The organism is Vibrio sp. Vb0304, assembly GCF_033338995.1.
Lineage (GTDB): Bacteria > Pseudomonadota > Gammaproteobacteria > Enterobacterales > Vibrionaceae > Vibrio > Vibrio alginolyticus.
This window is the reverse complement of sequence record NZ_JAWOTT010000003.1, coordinates 40,968-59,249: the sequence shown is the minus strand read 5'-3', so window position 1 is coordinate 59,249 and position 18,282 is coordinate 40,968. Positions and strand designations below refer to the sequence as shown.

The following is an 18,282-nucleotide window of genomic DNA, read 5'->3' as shown; positions in this document are numbered from 1 at the left end:
CAGGGCTGGTATTTTTTTATCAAAATTTCAGTGAGCGTTGTCTCAATAGTAACTTCATAACGTTAAACGAGACTGGTATTCGTGATGATGGTAACGAATTGGGTGAGACAAGCAGGAGATAATGCGCCAAGCTAAACAATAATAATTAAGTGAGTAGACTCTTTATGGCTCAGAGCATTCAATTAGCAAATCACACTGAGATCACTGTGAATAACAATGACTTCCAAGTTGAAGTCGAGGGTAATCAATTACATTTTTCTTTTGCTGGTCTTCACAATAAAACCTTTACCGACCGTGAAGTGTTATTCGAAATGCCGTTTTTGTACGAGCACGAGGCCGACGTAATTGGGGATGGTTTTCAAATGTTGGCGCAAACGGCGGGAACGATCAATCACCCCGTTGATATTGGTCGCTGCCCAGACAATAATCCTTCTTATCGAATCTACCCTAAAGATGCCCCTAAGCGTTATTACAACTATTTAGTGGTGGAAGGTTCAGCGGGCTACACATTATTTGGCTTCACATCATGTCATCGCTTTGCAGGCTATTTTGATGTTGTGCTGCGTGATGGGCATTGGGTTTTATCAGCCGCAATTGATGGTGAGTTGACTCAAGTGGCGGATTGGGAAAGTAATCAACTTGAATCCGTGGCGGTACTCTGTGGTCAATCGCTGTCCGAGCTTTATCAAACCTATGGCGAGATGATTGCAAAGCATCATCCTGCTCGCCAAGGTGTGACACAAGATGCGCCTGTTGGTTGGTGTTCGTGGTACGCGTACTACGCAGACGTGACAGAGCAAAACATCATGCAGAACGTGGATTGCATGCAAGATAAGCTCGAAGACCTAGAGTGGGTACTTCTGGATGATGGCTATCAAGCCTTTATGGGCGATTGGTTAACCCCATCAGATAAGTTTTCTGGTGGCGTAAAAGAGCTCATTCATAATATCCGTGCAAAAGGAAAAAAGCCGGCAATTTGGATGGCGCCTTTCATTGCACAGCCTGAGTCGGAGATCTTCAAACAGCATCCAGATTGGTTTGTTCGCCACAAGGATGGTGGCTTACTTAAAGCAGAAGATGTCACATACGGTGGTTGGCGATGCACGCCTTGGTACATACTCGATACCTCAACCCCAGAAGTACAAGACCATCTGACGAATATAGTCTCTGTCATGAGACAAGAGTGGGGCGTTGAGTTGTTCAAGCTAGACGCGAACTATTGGGGCACCTTAAAAGGTGTGCGTAAACAATCTGGTATTACAGGCGTTGAGGCGTATCGCTTAGGAATGGAAGCGATTGCCAAAGGCGCTGGTGATGCGTGGCTTTTAGGTTGCAACGCGCCAATGTGGCCATCTCTGGGACTTGTGGATGCAATGCGTGTTTCTGACGATGTAGAGCGTCATAGTCGTCGATTCGAGCAGATAGCCAGAGAAACCTTTTACCGTAGTTGGCAGCACCGAAAACTGTGGCAAATTGATCCGGATTGCGCCACGTTCACTTCATTAGCTAATCAATCTGCATCCAGAGAAGAGTATGAATTTCATCGCACGGTGTTATTAGCGAGTGGTGGTTTGCTGCTGTCTGGTGACCCGCTCCCTGAGATTACGCCGTTTGCTAAGAAGACACTGGCTAAGCTCATGTTACGTCAACAACGTAACCAGCAATCTGCAAAGTTTACCGCTTTGAGTTTAAATCACGCGTTTTTAAAACTAACGACGAAGAATGACCTCCATTGTTTGTTTAATTATGCGAGTTACGGAGCGATGGAATTTACGCTGACGTCTGATCAACCGGTGGACTGGTATGATTACTGGACAGGCGAAAAGCTAAACCAAGAACCTTGCCAGTTGTTAATGGTGAGCGTGGATAAAGGGCTCAATGCGAAAGCGATCGTTACAGCATAACGTGAAGTAAATCGCCCAATACCAAGATCAAGAAAGGAGCCTATTGCGGCTCCTTTCTCGTTTGATGCTCTGAGCGTTAGAACTCGAATAAAAAGTAATACCCGTATCCAACAATAAACGCAGGAATGGACGAGTAAATAGTCGCGACCAAAGCAGCTTTCGGTGCCATTGCAATGGCGGGGAATAGGGCGTCACCATCGTTAGAAATCGCATTTGCCAATTGCGCCGAAAGTGGCGCTGCACCAGAGATGTACAGGCTAGTGACTAAAATTTGCGGACCACAACCAGGTAGCATACCAATGGCTAAGCCAGCTAATGGCATCCATATCCCCCAATGAGAAAAGGTTTCTACGAGGTCGATTCCAGAAAAATAGGTCGTCAGTTCAAACGCCAGAAAAGCGACGATCACCCAAGCACTGACGAAGTTTGTGTCTTGAGCCGCTTTTTGAATTGGATGCGAGTCCACAATTTTTTCATCTTCAGAGACCGTTGACTGATAATCGCCGAGCTCTTTTGTCATCGCCCACAACGACATTGTGATCACCGCGAAGATAGCGCCCAGCCATTCAATGGTGTTGGCTTTCAAAGATAGCAACTGATTAATATCTATTTGGAAAGACATTAACACAGCAACGACACTAGCAGGCACAATAAGCCATTTCCAAAATGCGCCTTGTAGATTGATTGCACGTTGTTCAAGAGGCGTGTGTCGGTCTGTCTGGTGTTGGCAACAAGCATGTGTCTGAGGTGCTTCTTTTGGTTCTGGTCGCAGAAAGTTATCAGCATGAAAAGCATTAACGACTAACCCTGAAAGAGTACCCACGATAATGCCTAATCCAACCACGCCTAATCCAACACTTGGTTTGGCGGCCAGAAGTAAAAAGGCAGCGTCACCCATTGTTGAAGTAAGTACCGCGACAATCGCACCAAATCCCACTCGGCCACTAATAAATTGCGTTGTCACAACAATAGCGCCACCACAGCCAGGCAAAGCACCCAATAAAGAAGCAAAGAAAACCTGATGATTACGCGAGCGATGGTAGAGCTCGGTAATTCGATTGGTTTTCGACATAAAGTTTGAAAGATAATGATAAATAGCCAATGTGGCAGCAACATAGCATGACACTGCCCAGAATGAGTCGGATAGCGTCTGTACGGCTACGTCACGTGTATTTTCGTTGCCTAGCAAAATGAGCATGACGATAGGGATCAGCAATCGCTTATAAGCTAAACGAAACTGAGTAGGCTGAAACAACTGTTGTGCAGAGTGTAATAATTGGGTCGCGTTCATCGTTTACTCAAATGCAAATAGGAATAATTATCATTATATGTAAATGAGATTTATTCGCAATAGCATTGTGAACTTTTCTTCGTGTCAAACTCTCTGAAATCAGGTAAAGTATCGGCCTTTGTGAGCAAACACGCCCTAATTAACTGTATTAGGCGGCGTATAAAATTGACTTGAATAGGAAGAAACATGATTCTAGTTGTAGGTCATAAGAACCCAGACAGTGACAGTATTTGTAGTGCACTCGTTGCAACTGAACTTCTAAAAGCGCGTGGCGTTGAAGCTATGCCAATTCGCCAAGGCGAAATCAACCGTGAAACTCAGCACATCCTAGAAGTTGCTGGCGCTGAAGTTCCTGAGCTTCGCACATCAGTTGCGGGTGAGACCGTTTGGCTAGTAGATTACTCAGATCTAGCACAAGCACCAGACGATATCGCAGAAGCTGAAATTGCGGGTATTGTTGACCACCACCGTCTAGGTGACGTGATGACAGTAAACCCAATGGAAGCATGGATCTGGCCTGTTGGTTGTACCAACACTGTTCTATTCAACATGTTCAAGATTGAAGGTCACGCGATTACTCCACAAATTGCTAAGCTAATGATGTCAGCAATTCTATCTGACACAGTAGGTTTTGCTTCTCCAACTTGTACACAAAAAGACAAAGATGCCGTTGCTGAACTAGCGGCAATCGCAGACGTACAAGATGTTGACGCGTTCACTAAAGATCTTCTAATTGCTAAAACAAACATCGAAGGTCTATCAGCGGCTGAGCTTGTTGAGAAAGACCTTAAAGGTTACCCATTCAACGGTCGTGACGTAGTGGTTGGTCAGGTTGAACTTGCAACTCTTGAGCAAGTTGACGGTATGATCGAAGCACTAGAAGCAGACCTAGAATCTCGTTGTGAGAAAGATAACTTAGCGTTCGCTGCCGTAATGCTAACAGACATCACGACTGCTCAAACTCGTCTTCTATACAAAGGTGAGTGGGCTGAGAAGCTTGTTAAGCACGAAAAAGACGGCATGTTAATGATGGAAAACACGCTAAGCCGTAAGAAGCAAGGTTGGCCTTGGCTTCAAACTGAACTAGCTTAATTTTCTAGCATATACTTTAAATGCCCGCTTAGCTGCGGGCATTTTTCTATGGGAAATAGGAGACGAATATGTCTGAGCAACTGACCCAAGAGCAGATGGATACCATTAATCGCTACAATGAAGAGCAACGTTTAAAGTACTGCGTAAAAGAGATAGTCGCGAATCGTAAGGTTTGGATTCTGAAAGACGAACATGGCTGTGTCATGCTAAATACAGAAGATGATGATTGTGTACCAGTATGGCCAAACGAAGAGTTTGCTTTGCAATGGGCGAATGGTGATTGGGAAGATTGCGAGCCAGAAGCGATCTCTCTAAACAAGTGGCACAGCCGTTGGACCTCTGGTCTAGAGGATGACGAGCTATCGATTGTTGTATTTCCAAATCAAAATGAAGAAGGGGTCGTATTGTTTCCTGACGAGTTTGATTTTGAACTACGCAAACAAGCGAGCCGCCGTTAGTTTTTTGATTAGTCCCCATGCAATAAAGAAGCCTGCGTTAAAGCAGGCTTCTTTACATTTGCACGATTACATTTTTGATAAGCTATTTTGTTTGATGGCTTGGCGCTTTATAAAAGTGGCTTTCGACTAGTCTTTGAGTAATAGGATGCTCGGGATGAGTCAGTACTTGGTTGGTCTCGCCAAACTCGACCACTTCACCTTCATGCATCACCATCACTTTATCAGTAATATGCTTAACAATGCCAATGTGCTGAGACACGTACACAAATGACAATCCCATCTCTTCTTGCAACTCGAGGAATAAGTTAATGATCTGCGAGCGCATTGCCATATCCAAACCGTTTAACGCCTCATCAGCGACAATGATGGAAGGTTGAAGAATAAGTGCACGAGCCAAACATACGCGCTGTTTTTGACCGGCAGCTAGCATTTGTGGATAAAAATAGGCGTGCTCAGGCAGCAATCCTACGCGGAGCAGGGTGTTCTTTACACGCTGCATGCGCGCATCTGGCGGCATGTTGGTATTTCGCTTTAGCGGACCTTCTAAAATACGACCAATCTGGATACGTGGGTTTAACGATGTGTTTGGATCTTGGAAAATCATGCGGATGAGCTTGCAGCGTGTCGCGTAATCTTTGTGCTCCAATCGTTCGCCATTCACACGGATCTCTCCGGAGCTTGGTTCAACAACGCCAGCAAGCATACGAGCTAGTGTGGATTTTCCTGACCCGTTTTGACCAATAAAACCAATAGTTTGCCCTGGCTCTAAAGTAAAGCTTACCGGTTTTACTGCCTCATTAACCTGGCGTTTGAACAGACGGGAGCGCGTAACAAATTGCTTCGATAAATTATCGACTTCAAGTAACGCACTCATGACTTTTTCTCCGTGTTCAATGGAAAGTGGCAGTTAAATTTATGATTCTTAATTCGTCTGGTGTGTGGAATTTCTACACATTGTTTCTGCGCATATGGGCAACGTGGTCCGAGGCGACAACCGATAGGTAGATGCTGCAATGGCGGAATCGAGCCCGGTAGGGATTGGAGTTTTTGCTTGTGTGGTACCCAATCATTAAAGTCAGGCATCGCTTTAAGCAAGGCATCGGTGTACGGGTGCTTGGGTGCCGCAATGATTTTACTGGTATCGGCAGACTCCACCGACTGACCACAATACATTACCGTAATACGTCCTGCCCACTGTGTTATGGTCGCTAAGTCGTGGCCGATAAGCAGAATGGTTGTGTTATTAAGTTGGTTCATGCGGCTCAACAGACGCAAGATTTGCGATTGGGTAATCGGGTCTAAGTCGTTGGTTGGTTCATCTGCTATCAGCAATTTAGGTTTGGTCGCAATCGCCATGGCAATCATGACCTTTTGACACTCACCATCAGTCAGTTCATAAGGGTAGCTACCCATTAAACGCTTGTGATCTTTAATACCCACTTTATGCAAAAGCGCGATGGCCTGTTTTTTACGCCATTTAAATCGCTCCCACCATTTCCCTTCAAATGCGCGAGATGGAATGGATTCAATCAATTGACGCCCGACTTCCTCTGAAGGGTCAAGACAAGTTGAAGGCTCTTGGAAAATCATCGCAATATCACGAGCAATGACGCGCCGACGCTCTTTTGGCGTAAGCTGAAGCAAGTCAATATTGCCAAGGCGCATACGGTCAGCGGTGATGCGCCAGTTATCTTTACTTACCCCGACAATCGCTTTTGCAACTAAGCTTTTTCCAGAGCCAGACTCACCTACAAGACCACGAATTTCGCCTTCGTTCAAAGTTAGGCTCATTCGGTCAACGGCTTTGACCAACCCTTGAGGTGTTTCGATCTCAATGGTCAAATGTCGAATATCTAACAACGGCATTATTCGATCCCCGCATTAAGCGCTTGACGTACACCTTCACCTACTAAGTTTAGGGTAATAACAGTAAACATGATGGTCAGGCCGGGTAGGGTCACTGTCCAAGGTGCAATATAAATAAGCTCGACAGAGTCACCTAATATTGCTCCCCACTCGGTGCTTGGGGCCTGTGCGCCTAGGCCAAGAAAACCCAGTGCCGTAATATCTAAAATCGCAGCAGAGAGCGCGAGTGTGATTTCAGCGGCAATGACCGTCAGAATGTTAGGAAGAATTGAACTCCACAGTAAGTAGAAATCATTAGCGCCATCAAGGCGTGCTGCCATTATGTAGTCTTTTTCAACTTCGGTGTGGACTGCGATATAAACGGAGCGAATAAAACGCGGAATCAAAGCCAAGCAGATTGCGAGTAAAATATTGAACCCACCAAAGCCTAGTAATGCCACAAAAATGATTGCTAATAAGAGCGACGGGATCGACATGACGGTATCGAGCAAGTGGTTGAGAGTACTCGACAGTAAGCCTTTCGTCATACCTGCCAATACGCCAATTAAACAGCCTACAACGGCAGCAATTGCGGTGATGGCGACAGCAGCGCCAAATGTTAGCTGAGAGCCCATAATCAGGCGCGAAAGAATATCTCTACCTAAGTCATCGGTCCCCAAAAAGTAATCAACCGTTCCTGCTGGGGCCCATGATGGCGGCACAAGCAACTCACCTGACTGTGCTTGGGCGTCAAATGGTGCAAGTAGGGGGGCAAAAATGGTAATAAGGACGATAAACACCAAGCACCACAAGCCAAACATGGCTAGTCCGTTGGCGCGGTAGCTTCGCCAAAAACGCTCAAACTGTGTTGGAATGCGCTCTTCCTGATAAACGTTATTTGTTAGCATACCATTCCTTTCGAACTAAAGGGTTAATCATCGCGCCAATCAAATCCGAGAGTATGTTAGCGGTAAGAACCAAAGTCGCAAGTACCATCACGCCAGCTTGGATAGATGCATAGTCTTGGCTTGCTAGCGCATCTAAAAGCCAACGACCAATACCTGGCCAGTTAAAAATAGACTCCGTGATGATAGCTAAGGTAATCATACTCGAAAGTTGAACACCAACTTTGGGAATGATAGGCGGTATCGCATTCCGCAATACATGTTGAGTTACGATTTCGCGGTTCGAAAGACCTTTGATTCTCGCTGCACGGATGTAGTTTTGGCTCATCACTTCCGCTACCGAGGAGCGCATTAGTCCGACAACCTGGGTGGTTGGAGCCAAAGCGAGCACCAAACATGGCAGTACCATATGCTCAATAACGCTTTGCAGTGCGTGAGCGCGGTATTCGCCTTTCGCCATGAATGCGTCGATAATGGCAAACCCGGTTACATGATCAATTTCGTAAAGTAAATCATACCGTCCCGCAACGGGAAAGAGTTGGTATTCCAATGAAAAGACCATGATAAGTAGCAGAGCTACCCAAAAAATTGGGGCGGAATAACCAGACATCGACATGAATGAAATGCTGGTGTCGAGCCATTTACCTTGCTTCATCCCAGCCACGGTTCCAAGTGGAATACCGATCAAAAGGGACACCAAAAAGGCAAAAAAGCACAGTTCCAAAGTGGCAGGGAATACGACGGCGAGCTCGTCATAAATCGCGTTGCCGTTTTTACTTATGCCAAAATCAAGCTGAGAAAGGTTGATTAAGTAAGTTTGCCAACCAGACCAAAAATCAACGTTTGCCCAGTGCGAGAGAGGGTCAAGGCGAAGCAGAGAAAAACCCACTAATGTAAGGATCATCAAAGTGATGATAAATAGGTTAAAGCGTCGAACGGTATACCAAAACATCAGTGAATTCTCTCAACTCTATCAAACGGTTGGGCATTGAAAGGGCTTGATTTGAAGCCTGTCAGCGATTTGTCGTGCACACGGAACTGCACGCCATGCGCCAGAGGAATAACCGGGAACTCTTGATTCAAAATGTTCTGTGCTTGGCGATATAGGTTCAAACGGTAACGCGGTTCTTGAGTTTCTAACGCCAAATCGAGCAAGAAATCGAAGTCATCGTTACACCACATGGACACGTTAAGGCCAACGCGGTCAGACTCGCAAGATAATAAAGGGCGGAAAAAGTTGTCAGGATCCCCGGTATCACCAATCCAACCAGTTAAAAGTAAATCGATATCGTTGATGTTCTCCAAATCCACACGTTCAAACCTATCATCGGTCAGTAGCGTTAATTTAACCCCAATATCGGCAAAATTCGCTTGGATTAACTCCGCAGTCTTACGAGGGCTTGGGTTAAAAGCACGTGGTTCAAGTGGTACCCACATGGTCAATTCTAGGCCGTCTTCGTAGCCTGCATCTCGAAGTAGTGCCAATGCATAATTCCGGTCATAACGAATTTTTACGCTGTCTTTTTGATAAGCCCATGAATTTGGTGGTAGCAAGGTATAAGCTTGGGAGCCAGTTCCGTAGTAAACCGAATCTAAAATATTTTGACGGTTGATCGCTAAGTTAAGTGCTTGGCGAACTCGAGCATCACTCAGCGCGGTGGTTTCTGTGTTTATCGCAATAAAGGAAACGTTGTTAGCTGGTGTAGCCGTCAGCTCAAGGTTGTCATTTTCTTGAATGACAGGTATTTGGCTCGAAATAGGTGAAGAGAGTACGTCACACTCGTTTCTTAAAAGTTTAGCTAATGTACCCGTGCCTCTGTGAGAGATATCGAACACCACTTGTTCCATTTTTGCTGGTGACTTCCAGTAATTAGAATGACGCTCTAATCGAATCAAATCGTTCACTTGGTACTCTTTTAATTGATAAGGGCCGGTACCGATAGGAAGTTGGTCGATTTCTTCTTTATGATCTTTTGCAGCCAATTGCTGTCCGTACTCCGCAGACAAGATAACCGCATGGCTGGTGGCAATATTGGCCAAGAAAGAAAAGTTTGGCTGAGATAACGTAAACCTTACCGTATGCTCATCTATTGCAACCACGTCTTGGAGTAGGTTTTGAAAATCTAACCCTGCAAACCATGGATAAAAACCACCACCTACTTGGTGAAAAGGATGGTCTACATCGATGATTCGCTTGAAGCTAAATACCACATCTTTTGCATTCAATGGGCGAGTGGGTGTGAACCAAGGCGTGGTTTGGAATTTAACACCACGTTTAAGCTTAAACGTGTATTCCGTCCCTGATTCATTTACTGACCAACTCTCGGCGATGCTTGCCACGGGCTGATGTGATTTAGGATCGAGCGTGAGCAGCGTATCGTACAGCTGCGGGCTCAGAGCCTCTGCGGTAATACCGCTATCAATAAGCTGAGGGTTAAACGTGGTCGGCTTACCTTGCCCGCAAAACACAAAGCCAGCTTTGCGAATATCATTGTGGTCAATTTCATCGCCACAAGCGGTCAGTAGGCTAATCCCAATAAGGCTCAGCGATAATCTTATAAAAGCATTCATAATATGAAATGTTCATTGGATCTTGCTCGTTTCGTTTGATCTTACTCTTTCAAAGCTAACAAGCGAAAATGATCTCGCTAATTTATCACCTTTGTGAACTCGCTCCAAACATAAAATCCATACACTGTAAGGTGTTATGCCATAAATGCATGCGAATTAGAGCGCAGTCACGAGCTCGTGTATTGATTGAGTACTCTCGGTCAAGTTAGCTTTGTCCGACCAAACCATATTTTCTAACCATCCCTCGTAATTGGTGATAGCTCAAGCCAAGTAGCTCGGCTGCTTGTCGTTGATTAAACTTGGCTTCTTCCAATGCACGATTGAGTAAATGGATATCTTGTTCCTCTTGCCATTGTTTATAGTCTAGAGGGAATTGGATGGTGTTGCTTGATGCTTCCTCTTCTTGTTGCTCTGCTTGTTTTGCACTATGGCCAAGCGCGCTGTGCCAAACCGTTTCAAAAGGATTGAAAACCAGTTCATCAATTGGGTGAGCATTCAGACCATGTTGGTAAATCGCACGTTCAATCACGTTTTTTAGTTCGCGGACGTTACCGGGCCATTCATATTCAATAAGCGACTGCTGCGCTTTTGGGGTAAAACCGACAAAGTATTCCAGTTGCAGTTCACGACACATTTTCATCGCGTAGTGCTCTGCTAAAGAGAGAATGTCTTCTTTGCGCTCGCGAAGAGGCGGTAACATAATGACATCGAAGGCTAGCCTGTCGAGCAGATCTGCACGAAAATCACCTTGCTCTGCTAATTTTGGTAGGTCGGCATTGGTTGCACAAACAAGTCGAACATCCGCATTGAGAGCGGTATGACCGCCAACTCGCTCATATTCACCATATTCAATGACACGTAATAGCTTTTCTTGAACTAAAAGTGGTGCGGTTGCCAGTTCGTCAAGAAACAAAGTACCGCCCTCGGCACGCTCGAAACGCCCTTTATGCTTACCTTTAGAGCCCGTGAAGGAGCCGGATTCATGTCCAAACAATTCGGAATCTATTAGCCCTTCGCTTAATGTCGCACAGTTGAGTGATAGTAGTGGTTTATCCCAACGTCTTGATAAATAATGCAAACGCTGAGCGATGAGTTCTTTACCCGTACCTCGTTCACCAATGATGAGGACAGGGCGCTCAATGGGTGCAAGTTGTGATACTTTATCTAGTACAGCGAGAAAAGCAGGTGATTCACCAATCAGGTTTTGCTTCATAAAGTCCTTCTTATTTAACAGCCGAGCCATGATTTAGAGATAGAGTTGGTAAATTTCACCAACAGTTGGTGAAAAACATCATAGCACAATAGTGTGTAACGACAACAAAATGAATAACGCTCTGATTTAAAAGAAAATTATAAGTTGGCACGTTACTTGTTATATATTCAGGGAGACACAAGGTTAATCACCACCTTGTCGAGTTTTAATAGGAAAAAAGAGGAGTTCCGTTATGGGTATTTTTTCTCGATTTGCAGATATCGTTAACTCAAACATCAGTGCATTACTGGACAAGGCGGAAGATCCTGAAAAAATGATCCGTCTTATCATTCAAGAAATGGAAGACACACTTGTTGAAGTGCGTACTAACTCGGCTAAAGCGATTGCAGACAAGAAAGAGTTGGCTCGTAAGGTTGAAACGTTAGAAGAGCAAATTGGCGAATGGGGTCAAAAAGCGAGCTTAGCATTAGTTAAAGAGCGCGAAGATCTAGCTCGTGCAGCATTAATTGAAAAGCAAAAGCTAGAGCAAGTAATTAAAGGCCTCCACACTGAGCAAACCTTAGTGGAAGAAACGATCGATAAGCTTACTGGCGAGATTGGTAAGTTGGAAAGCAAAATTGCTGAAACGCGCGCAAAACAGCAAGCACTAGCAATTCGTAACCAAACTGCATCTAACCGTCGTGATGTACAAAAACACCTGCACACTAGCCGTACTAATGAAGCGATGGCGAAATTTGAGCAGTACTCACGTAAAGTGGATGAAATGGAAGCGGAAGCAGACCTATATGCTCAAACTGGTAATGCTAAATCGCTAGAACAAGAGTTTGCAGAGTTGCAGGCACAAGACGAAATTGAAAAAGAGTTGGCAAAACTGAAAGAACAGATGTCATCGAAAGATAAATAAGAAAGGAGCCATTTATGTCGGCATTTTTTATAGCAGGACCAGTGATTGTCTTTTTAATCTTTGTCGCTCCACTATGGCTCTTCTTACACTATCGCAGCAAACGCAAAACAGATAGTGCACTGTCGAGCCAAGATTTAGAGCGCCTTCAGGTACTATCTGAAAAAGCGGAAGCGATGCAGTCCCGAGTTGATACATTGGAGCGCATCTTGGATGCTGAGTCACCAACATGGAGACGAAAGTATGAATAATCGAGAACTGTATCGTGATCCAGTAAATGGCAAAATCTCCGGTGTTTGCGCCGGAATTGCCAACTACTTTGGTGCAGAAGTTTGGTTGATTCGTATTGTAGTGATTTCTGCAGCGCTGTTAGGTGGTACGTTTTTGGTATTGTTAGCGTACATCGCGATGGCGTTTATGTTAGAAAAGCAACCAGTAACGTATTCTGAAAATATCAGAGCGCAGCAAGAGCATACGCTCAAAAGTAAGCCTTGGCAGAAAGGGCAAAGCCCTGATCAACTGCTCAGTGTGTTGGAAAGGGATTTTGACCGTCTTGATGGCAAAATTCGTAACATGGAAGCTTATGTTACGTCTGATACATATAGGGTGAACAGAGAATTCAGTAAGCTCTAGGCATTTTGTATCCAAAGAAGATTTAACTGAAGCAGGCATAAAGCCTGCTTTTTTATCACAAATTACTAATTTTAAAGCACTATTAATCTTTTCTGCTCTGGAAGTTCGTTCAAAATTCATCTACTTTAAAAATAATCCCCCAATTTTTATGGATGAATGTAATGAGAAAATTGCTCATTCCTATTGCCATCTCGGCTGTCTTGTCGGGGTGCGGTAAAGAACTTCCTCCTGTTCCTGAACCTGAATCACGCCCTGCTAAGCTATTTACAGTATCTGTTGGCAATGCCCAGTTTGAGCGACATTTTCCTGCCACGACGGAAGCTGGCGATAGAGCAGTACTGACATTTCGAGTTCCTGGGCTTCTTCAAACGATAGAAGTGAATGAAGGTCAAGTCGTTAGTAAAGGTGATGTTTTGGCGTCATTAAAACCAGATGAATATTCTCTGCTCGAACAGCAAGCTCGGGCAAATTTTTTGCTCGCAGATGTGCAATACAAGCGATACCAAAAGCTACGTAAAGACCAAGTAGTATCTGAGCAAGATTTTGATGAGGCAAAAGCGAATCACAACTCGGCAAAAGCTCAATGGAATCAAGCAAAGGCAAACTTAAGGTATACCAAACTTGTCGCGCCATATGATGGCACCATTTCGTACATTCCAGCAGAAAACCATGAATATGTTGCCGCGAAAGAAGGGGTGATGAATATTCAGTCCAACCAACTCCTCAAAGTGATATTCCAAATCCCAGACTATCTTCTAAATCGTTACACGCAGGGGAGCGATGTCTCTGCCAGAATGATATTTGATGCGTTCCCCGAGCAAGCCTTTGACTTAACCTTTCAGGAAATCGATACAGAGGCCGATCCTAAAACGGGCAGTTACAAAGTCACGATGGTCATGGAGCGACCAGCAGAAATAGGCCTTTTGCCGGGAATGTCTGGCAATGCTTACCTCCTGTCCAAAAGTGCAGGAGCGACAAAGATTCCTAACTCCGCGTTGCTAGAAGAGAACGGCAAAACATACGTTTGGCGTGTCGATGAGCAAGGCATTGTGTCCAAAGCCGCAATTGAGATGAATGACAAAAATCAAGTGTTAGCCGGGCTTAGCGATGGCGACCAAATCATTATCTCGGGTGTCAGTGTAATTGAACCCGGAATTAAGGTAAGAGCGTGGATTAAGGAAAGAGGGCTGTAATATGAAAGGAATCATCTCTCTAGCGACTATACTTTCAACGCTTTTTCTCGTCGGCTGTGGGGATAAGGCGCCAGAAAAAGAGCTCGAAACGCCACGAGTTAGGGTTACGTCATTAGCGGGAAACAAGGTGGACGACAACTTGTACTTCCCTGCGGTTGCGAATGCAGCGGATCGCTCTCATTTGAGCTTCAGAGTCGCAGGAGAAGTCAGCCGCATCATGGTAAAAGAGGGCGACAAAGTCACGAAGGGTGATGTTATTGCAACGCTAGATCCCACTGACTATGAGTTGGATGTAGATAATGCGAGTGCGCGTTTTTCTGTTGTCGACAGTCAGTATCGCCGCTCACGCCCTTTGGTTGATAAAGGCCTATTAGCTAAGTCTCAGTTTGATGAAATTGCAGCACAACGACAAATCGCCTTAGCTGAGCTTCAGTTAGCCAAACTTCGTCTATCATTTACTGCCTTAAAAGCGCCCGTGGATGGGATTATTTCGCGAGTTAATATCGACCAATTCGAAAATGTTCAAGTCGGACAGCATATCGTTAATATTCACAGCTTGGAGCGAGTCGAAGTGTTGATTCAGCTTCCTGACCGCCTCTATGTGAACCAACCGCCAACGGAAGAAAGGCTTACCGCGATCAAAGCATTAGTGCGCGTGCCCAGTGGTAACGAATATAACGCGACGGTAAAAGAATTTACGACTGAGCCCGATCCAACAACAGGTACGTTTACTGTCACACTGTCGCTTCCTATGCCGGAAGAAGAGTACATCCTAGATGGTATGGCTGTTGAGGTAACTTCTAAAGACGAGAATGTTGGGCTTGATCTCAACCTAGGAATTAATGTTCCTATCGAAGCCATTTTTAATGCGGATGGTGACGAGCTGGGGCGCGAAAACAAATTTGTTTGGGTACTGAATGACGACAATACGGTATCGCGCAAACAGGTGCGAGCAGGTAAGGCATCTAAAACGTCCATTCAAATCCTTGATGGTCTCATGCTCAAAGACAAAGTCGTGATTGCCGGTGTTTCTCGATTAAGGGATGGCATGAAAGTGGAAGTGATACAGGAAATGGCTACGCAGGAGGTCGGTCTATGAGCGATCTTAATAAATCAGTGCCTCAAAGTGATGATGATGTGACCGGTATTGCTGCGTACTTCATCCGAAATCGCGTCATCAGTTGGATGGTCGCACTGATATTTTTGATTGGTGGTATCGCCGCATTCTTTGGTTTAGGGCGTCTTGAGGACCCTGCTTTTACTATTAAAGATGCGATGGTAGTGACCTCTTACCCTGGTGCGACACCGCAACAAGTCGAAGAAGAAGTGACGTACCCAATCGAAAAAGCGATTCAGCAGCTTACTTATGTTGATGAAGTAAATTCGATTTCTAGCCGGGGATTATCTCAAATCACGGTCACGATGAAGAACAATTATGGCCCTGATGATCTACCACAAATTTGGGATGAGTTGCGCCGTAAAGTGAACGACCTTAAAGGGACGTTGCCTCCAGGTGTGAATGAACCTCAAGTGATCGATGATTTTGGTGATGTTTACGGGATTTTGTTAGCGGTGACTGGCGACGGTTATAGCTATAAAGAGCTACTGGATTACGTCGATTACTTACGCCGAGAGCTCGAACTGGTTGATGGCGTGAGTAAAGTTTCGGTATCCGGGCAACAACAAGAACAAGTTTTCATCGAAGTATCGATGAAAAAGCTGAGCAGTATAGGTCTTGCTCCGGATACCGTGTTTAATCTTCTTTCGACGCAAAACGTGGTTTCTGACGCAGGAGCGATCAGAATTGGTGACGAGTACATCAGAATTCAGCCGACTGGCGAGTTCCAGAGTGTGGAGGAGCTGGGTGATTTGTTAATTACTGAGTCGGGCGCTCAGGGGCTCATTTTCTTGAAAGATGTGGCGGAAATAAAACGCGGGTATGTAGAAGTACCGAGTAATGTTATTAATTTTAACGGCAGCCTTGCACTGAACGTGGGTGTTTCTTTTGCTGAAGGCGTCAATGTGGTTGAAGTCGGAAAAGCGTTTGATCATCGCCTTGCCGAGCTAAAGTATCAACAACCTGTCGGTATCGAAATCTCGGAAATTTACAGTCAGCCTAAAGAGGTGGATAAATCGGTTAGCGGTTTTGTTGTCAGCTTGGCTCAAGCTGTCGGTATCGTCATTATCGTACTTCTGTTCTTTATGGGGCTACGTTCAGGTCTGCTTATCGGTTTAATTTTACTGCTGACGGTGTTGGGTACGTTCATTTTCATGAAGTATCTCGCGATAGATTTACAGCGGATTTCATTAGGTGCCTTGGTTATCGCGTTGGGTATGCTGGTGGACAATGCAATCGTCGTGGTTGAGGGGATTTTGATTGGTACTCAAAAAGGGCGAACTCGACTCCAAGCAGCGACCGACATTGTTACCCAAACAAAGTGGCCATTACTTGGGGCAACAGTGATTGCGGTAACTGCATTTGCGCCAATTGGACTGTCTGAAGACTCGACGGGCGAATACTGTGGCACTTTATTTACGGTTCTGCTGATCTCTTTAATGTTGAGCTGGTTTACCGCTATCTCGTTGACACCATTCTTTGCTGACATCTTCTTTAAAGGCCAGAAGATTAAACAAGGTGAAGGGGAAGAAAATGATCCATATAACGGGGTTATTTTCGTTATTTATAAAAAGTTTCTTCAGTTTTGTATGCGTCGTGCTTGGTTTACCGTTGTGGTGCTGATTGCGGGATTAGCGGCAAGTGTTTACGGGTTCACCTTTGTGAAGCAAGCGTTTTTCCCATCTTCGACAACGCCGATTTTTCAGTTAGATGTATGGATGCCAGAAGGAACTGATATTCGAGCAACTAACACAACGCTTAAAGAGTTAGAAAGTTGGTTAGCTAAGCAAGAGCATGTTGACCATATCACGACGACCGCGGGTAAAGGCTTACAGCGCTTCATGTTAACGTACGCGCCAGAGAAAAGTTATGCGGCTTATGGTGAGATAACCACTCGTATGGAAAATTACGAAGCGTTAAAACCATTAATGGCGAAGTTTCGAGAGTATTTAAAAGCCAACTACCCAGAAATCAATTACAAGCTCAAACAGATTGAGTTAGGCCCTGGTGGTGGTGCAAAAATTGAAGCTCGCATTATTGGCTCAGATCCAACCGTCCTTCGCACGATAGCCGCTCAGGTCAAGGACATCATGTACGCCGACCCTCAGGCAACAAATATCAGGCATGATTGGCGTGAACGAACCCAAGTTCTTGAACCTCAGTTTAACGAGAGTCAGGCACGTCGCTATGGCATTACAAAATCAGATGTCGATGACTTCTTGTCCATGTCATTCTCTGGAATGACGATAGGCCTTTACCGAGACGGCACGACGCTCATGCCTATCGTGGCTCGTTTACCAGAAGATGAGCGCATTGATATTCGTAACATCGAAGGCATGAAAATATGGAGTCCAGCACAGAGTGAGTTTATCCCACTTCAACAAGTCACAATGGGTTACGACATGCGTTGGGAGGATCCTATCATCGTACGTAAGAACCGTAAGCGTATGCTCACTGTGATGGCAGACCCTGATATTCTAGGTGAAGAAACCGCATCGACGTTGCAAAAACGTTTACAGCCCCAAATCGAAGCGATTCAAATGCCTCCTGGCTATTCACTAGAGTGGGGTGGTGAATACGAATCTTCTGGTGATGCTCAAGAGTCGCTGTTTACTACCATGCCAATGGGGTACTTGTTCATGTTCTTGATCACTGTATTCCTATTTAACTCTATCAAAGAGCCACTCATTGTTTGGCTTACCGTGCCGCTGGCGTTAATTGGCGTCACCACTGGTTTGTTGGCACTCAACACGCCGTTTGGTTTTATGGCATTGCTCGGCTTCTTAAGCTTATCGGGAATGGTGCTCAAAAATGGCATCGTATTACTGGACCAAATTGAAATTGAAATGAAGTCCGGTAAAGAGGCTTATGACGCGGTCGTTGATGCTGCGGTAAGTCGCGTCCGTCCCGTTTGTATGGCTGCTATCACGACGATCCTTGGTATGATCCCACTGTTGCCAGATATTTTCTTCAAACCAATGGCGGTTACGATTATGTTTGGTTTGGGTTTTGCGACAGTCCTGACACTGATTGTCGTGCCAGTGTTGTATCGTTTGTTCCATAAAGTGGCAGTACCGAAACAGGCTTAGTGCTACTGATATAACGATGAAAAATATCGCGCCTCTAGCTCATCAGTTAGAGGCGCTTTTTAAGGAAGAA

At 45.1% G+C, this 18,282-nt stretch carries 16 protein-coding genes; 9 read left to right on the top strand and 7 right to left on the bottom strand.

Annotated features, from left to right (window positions below; all coding sequences use genetic code 11):
* The first annotated feature begins 164 nt into the window (after window positions 1–164).
* The gene (locus R7P35_RS07085; RefSeq protein ID WP_161440805.1) at window positions 165–1,904 is read left to right on the top strand and encodes a glycoside hydrolase family 36 protein; all 1,740 of its coding nucleotides are present in this window, start codon (window positions 165–167) and stop codon (window positions 1,902–1,904) included.
* 76 nt (window positions 1,905–1,980) lie between these two features.
* Here R7P35_RS07085 and R7P35_RS07080 read toward each other — a convergent pair whose 3' ends face one another.
* Window positions 1,981–3,195 carry a putative manganese transporter gene (locus R7P35_RS07080; protein WP_025766868.1) on the bottom strand — a complete coding sequence of 405 codons (1,215 nt, stop codon included), beginning with the start codon at window positions 3,193–3,195 and terminating at the stop codon, window positions 1,981–1,983.
* Window positions 3,196–3,381: 186 nt separating this feature from the next.
* Here R7P35_RS07080 and R7P35_RS07075 point away from each other — a divergent pair, with 186 nt between their 5' ends.
* A complete protein-coding gene (locus R7P35_RS07075; RefSeq protein ID WP_017634678.1) occupies window positions 3,382–4,287 on the top strand; it encodes a manganese-dependent inorganic pyrophosphatase in 906 nt (301 codons plus the stop codon).
* 68 nt (window positions 4,288–4,355) lie between these two features.
* Window positions 4,356–4,745: a DUF2750 domain-containing protein gene (locus R7P35_RS07070; RefSeq protein WP_005378129.1), complete on the top strand. Its 390-nt coding sequence runs from the start codon at window positions 4,356–4,358 to the stop codon at window positions 4,743–4,745.
* An 82-nt stretch (window positions 4,746–4,827) separates the two neighbouring features.
* On the opposite strand, the gene R7P35_RS07065 is transcribed toward R7P35_RS07070, so the two are convergent.
* The 6 genes from R7P35_RS07065 to pspF all read right to left on the bottom strand — a co-directional run bounded on the left by R7P35_RS07065 (window position 4,828) and on the right by pspF (window position 11,279).
* On the bottom strand, window positions 4,828–5,619 hold the full coding sequence (locus R7P35_RS07065; RefSeq protein ID WP_005393308.1) for an ATP-binding cassette domain-containing protein: 792 nt from the start codon (window positions 5,617–5,619) through the stop codon (window positions 4,828–4,830).
* Window positions 5,616–6,611, bottom strand: coding sequence for an oligopeptide/dipeptide ABC transporter ATP-binding protein (locus R7P35_RS07060; RefSeq protein ID WP_005378126.1), 996 nt, complete (start codon window positions 6,609–6,611; stop codon window positions 5,616–5,618). The genes R7P35_RS07065 and R7P35_RS07060 overlap by 4 nt, the downstream gene beginning before the upstream one ends.
* Window positions 6,611–7,498: an ABC transporter permease subunit gene (locus tag R7P35_RS07055; RefSeq protein ID WP_205460895.1), complete on the bottom strand. Its 888-nt coding sequence runs from the start codon at window positions 7,496–7,498 to the stop codon at window positions 6,611–6,613. The genes R7P35_RS07060 and R7P35_RS07055 overlap by 1 nt, the downstream gene beginning before the upstream one ends.
* Window positions 7,485–8,447 carry an ABC transporter permease gene (locus tag R7P35_RS07050; RefSeq protein WP_005378122.1) on the bottom strand — a complete coding sequence of 321 codons (963 nt, stop codon included), beginning with the start codon at window positions 8,445–8,447 and terminating at the stop codon, window positions 7,485–7,487. Before R7P35_RS07050 ends, R7P35_RS07055 begins: the two co-directional genes overlap by 14 nt.
* Entirely contained in the window at window positions 8,447–10,066 is a 1,620-nt protein-coding gene (sapA, locus tag R7P35_RS07045) for an ABC transporter substrate-binding protein SapA (RefSeq protein ID WP_017820870.1), read from the bottom strand. Before sapA ends, R7P35_RS07050 begins: the two co-directional genes overlap by 1 nt.
* 205 nt (window positions 10,067–10,271) lie before the next feature.
* On the bottom strand, window positions 10,272–11,279 hold the full coding sequence (gene pspF / locus R7P35_RS07040; protein ID WP_017820869.1) for a phage shock protein operon transcriptional activator: 1,008 nt from the start codon (window positions 11,277–11,279) through the stop codon (window positions 10,272–10,274).
* Window positions 11,280–11,511: 232 nt separating this feature from the next.
* On the opposite strand from pspF, the gene pspA reads away from it, so the two are divergent.
* The 6 genes from pspA (at window position 11,512) to vmeI (ending at window position 18,212) form a co-directional block, all read left to right on the top strand.
* A complete protein-coding gene (gene pspA, locus R7P35_RS07035) occupies window positions 11,512–12,183 on the top strand; it encodes a phage shock protein PspA (protein WP_005378119.1) in 672 nt (223 codons plus the stop codon).
* 14 nt (window positions 12,184–12,197) lie between these two features.
* The gene (gene pspB, locus R7P35_RS07030) at window positions 12,198–12,431 is read left to right on the top strand and encodes an envelope stress response membrane protein PspB (protein ID WP_005378117.1); all 234 of its coding nucleotides are present in this window, start codon (window positions 12,198–12,200) and stop codon (window positions 12,429–12,431) included.
* Complete coding sequence (gene pspC / locus R7P35_RS07025; RefSeq protein WP_025766867.1) at window positions 12,424–12,813, top strand: envelope stress response membrane protein PspC; 390 nt, start codon at window positions 12,424–12,426, stop codon at window positions 12,811–12,813. The genes pspB and pspC overlap by 8 nt, the downstream gene beginning before the upstream one ends.
* A gap of 161 nt (window positions 12,814–12,974) precedes the next feature.
* Window positions 12,975–14,006 carry an efflux RND transporter periplasmic adaptor subunit gene (locus R7P35_RS07020; protein ID WP_025766866.1) on the top strand — a complete coding sequence of 344 codons (1,032 nt, stop codon included), beginning with the start codon at window positions 12,975–12,977 and terminating at the stop codon, window positions 14,004–14,006.
* A 1-nt stretch (window position 14,007) separates the two neighbouring features.
* Window positions 14,008–15,105: an efflux RND transporter periplasmic adaptor subunit gene (locus R7P35_RS07015; RefSeq protein WP_025766865.1), complete on the top strand. Its 1,098-nt coding sequence runs from the start codon at window positions 14,008–14,010 to the stop codon at window positions 15,103–15,105.
* Window positions 15,102–18,212 carry an efflux RND transporter permease subunit VmeI gene (gene vmeI / locus R7P35_RS07010; protein ID WP_132936570.1) on the top strand — a complete coding sequence of 1,037 codons (3,111 nt, stop codon included), beginning with the start codon at window positions 15,102–15,104 and terminating at the stop codon, window positions 18,210–18,212. Before R7P35_RS07015 ends, vmeI begins: the two co-directional genes overlap by 4 nt.
* The last annotated feature ends 70 nt before the right edge of the window (window positions 18,213–18,282 follow it).

Bases quoted from the DNA above. Each gene is read 5' to 3' on its own strand.
- R7P35_RS07085 (WP_161440805.1), top strand. From the start codon at position 165: ATGGCTCAGAGCATTCAATTAGCAAATCACACTGAGATCACTGTGAAT.
- R7P35_RS07080 (WP_025766868.1), bottom strand. From the start codon at position 3,195: ATGAACGCGACCCAATTATTACACTCTGCACAACAGTTGTTTCAGCCT.
- R7P35_RS07075 (WP_017634678.1), top strand. From the start codon at position 3,382: ATGATTCTAGTTGTAGGTCATAAGAACCCAGACAGTGACAGTATTTGT.
- R7P35_RS07070 (WP_005378129.1), top strand. From the start codon at position 4,356: ATGTCTGAGCAACTGACCCAAGAGCAGATGGATACCATTAATCGCTAC.
- R7P35_RS07065 (WP_005393308.1), bottom strand. From the start codon at position 5,619: ATGAGTGCGTTACTTGAAGTCGATAATTTATCGAAGCAATTTGTTACG.
- R7P35_RS07060 (WP_005378126.1), bottom strand. From the start codon at position 6,611: ATGCCGTTGTTAGATATTCGACATTTGACCATTGAGATCGAAACACCT.
- R7P35_RS07055 (WP_205460895.1), bottom strand. From the start codon at position 7,498: ATGCTAACAAATAACGTTTATCAGGAAGAGCGCATTCCAACACAGTTT.
- R7P35_RS07050 (WP_005378122.1), bottom strand. From the start codon at position 8,447: ATGTTTTGGTATACCGTTCGACGCTTTAACCTATTTATCATCACTTTG.
- sapA (WP_017820870.1), bottom strand. From the start codon at position 10,066: ATGAATGCTTTTATAAGATTATCGCTGAGCCTTATTGGGATTAGCCTA.
- pspF (WP_017820869.1), bottom strand. From the start codon at position 11,279: ATGAAGCAAAACCTGATTGGTGAATCACCTGCTTTTCTCGCTGTACTA.
- pspA (WP_005378119.1), top strand. From the start codon at position 11,512: ATGGGTATTTTTTCTCGATTTGCAGATATCGTTAACTCAAACATCAGT.
- pspB (WP_005378117.1), top strand. From the start codon at position 12,198: ATGTCGGCATTTTTTATAGCAGGACCAGTGATTGTCTTTTTAATCTTT.
- pspC (WP_025766867.1), top strand. From the start codon at position 12,424: ATGAATAATCGAGAACTGTATCGTGATCCAGTAAATGGCAAAATCTCC.
- R7P35_RS07020 (WP_025766866.1), top strand. From the start codon at position 12,975: ATGAGAAAATTGCTCATTCCTATTGCCATCTCGGCTGTCTTGTCGGGG.
- R7P35_RS07015 (WP_025766865.1), top strand. From the start codon at position 14,008: ATGAAAGGAATCATCTCTCTAGCGACTATACTTTCAACGCTTTTTCTC.
- vmeI (WP_132936570.1), top strand. From the start codon at position 15,102: ATGAGCGATCTTAATAAATCAGTGCCTCAAAGTGATGATGATGTGACC.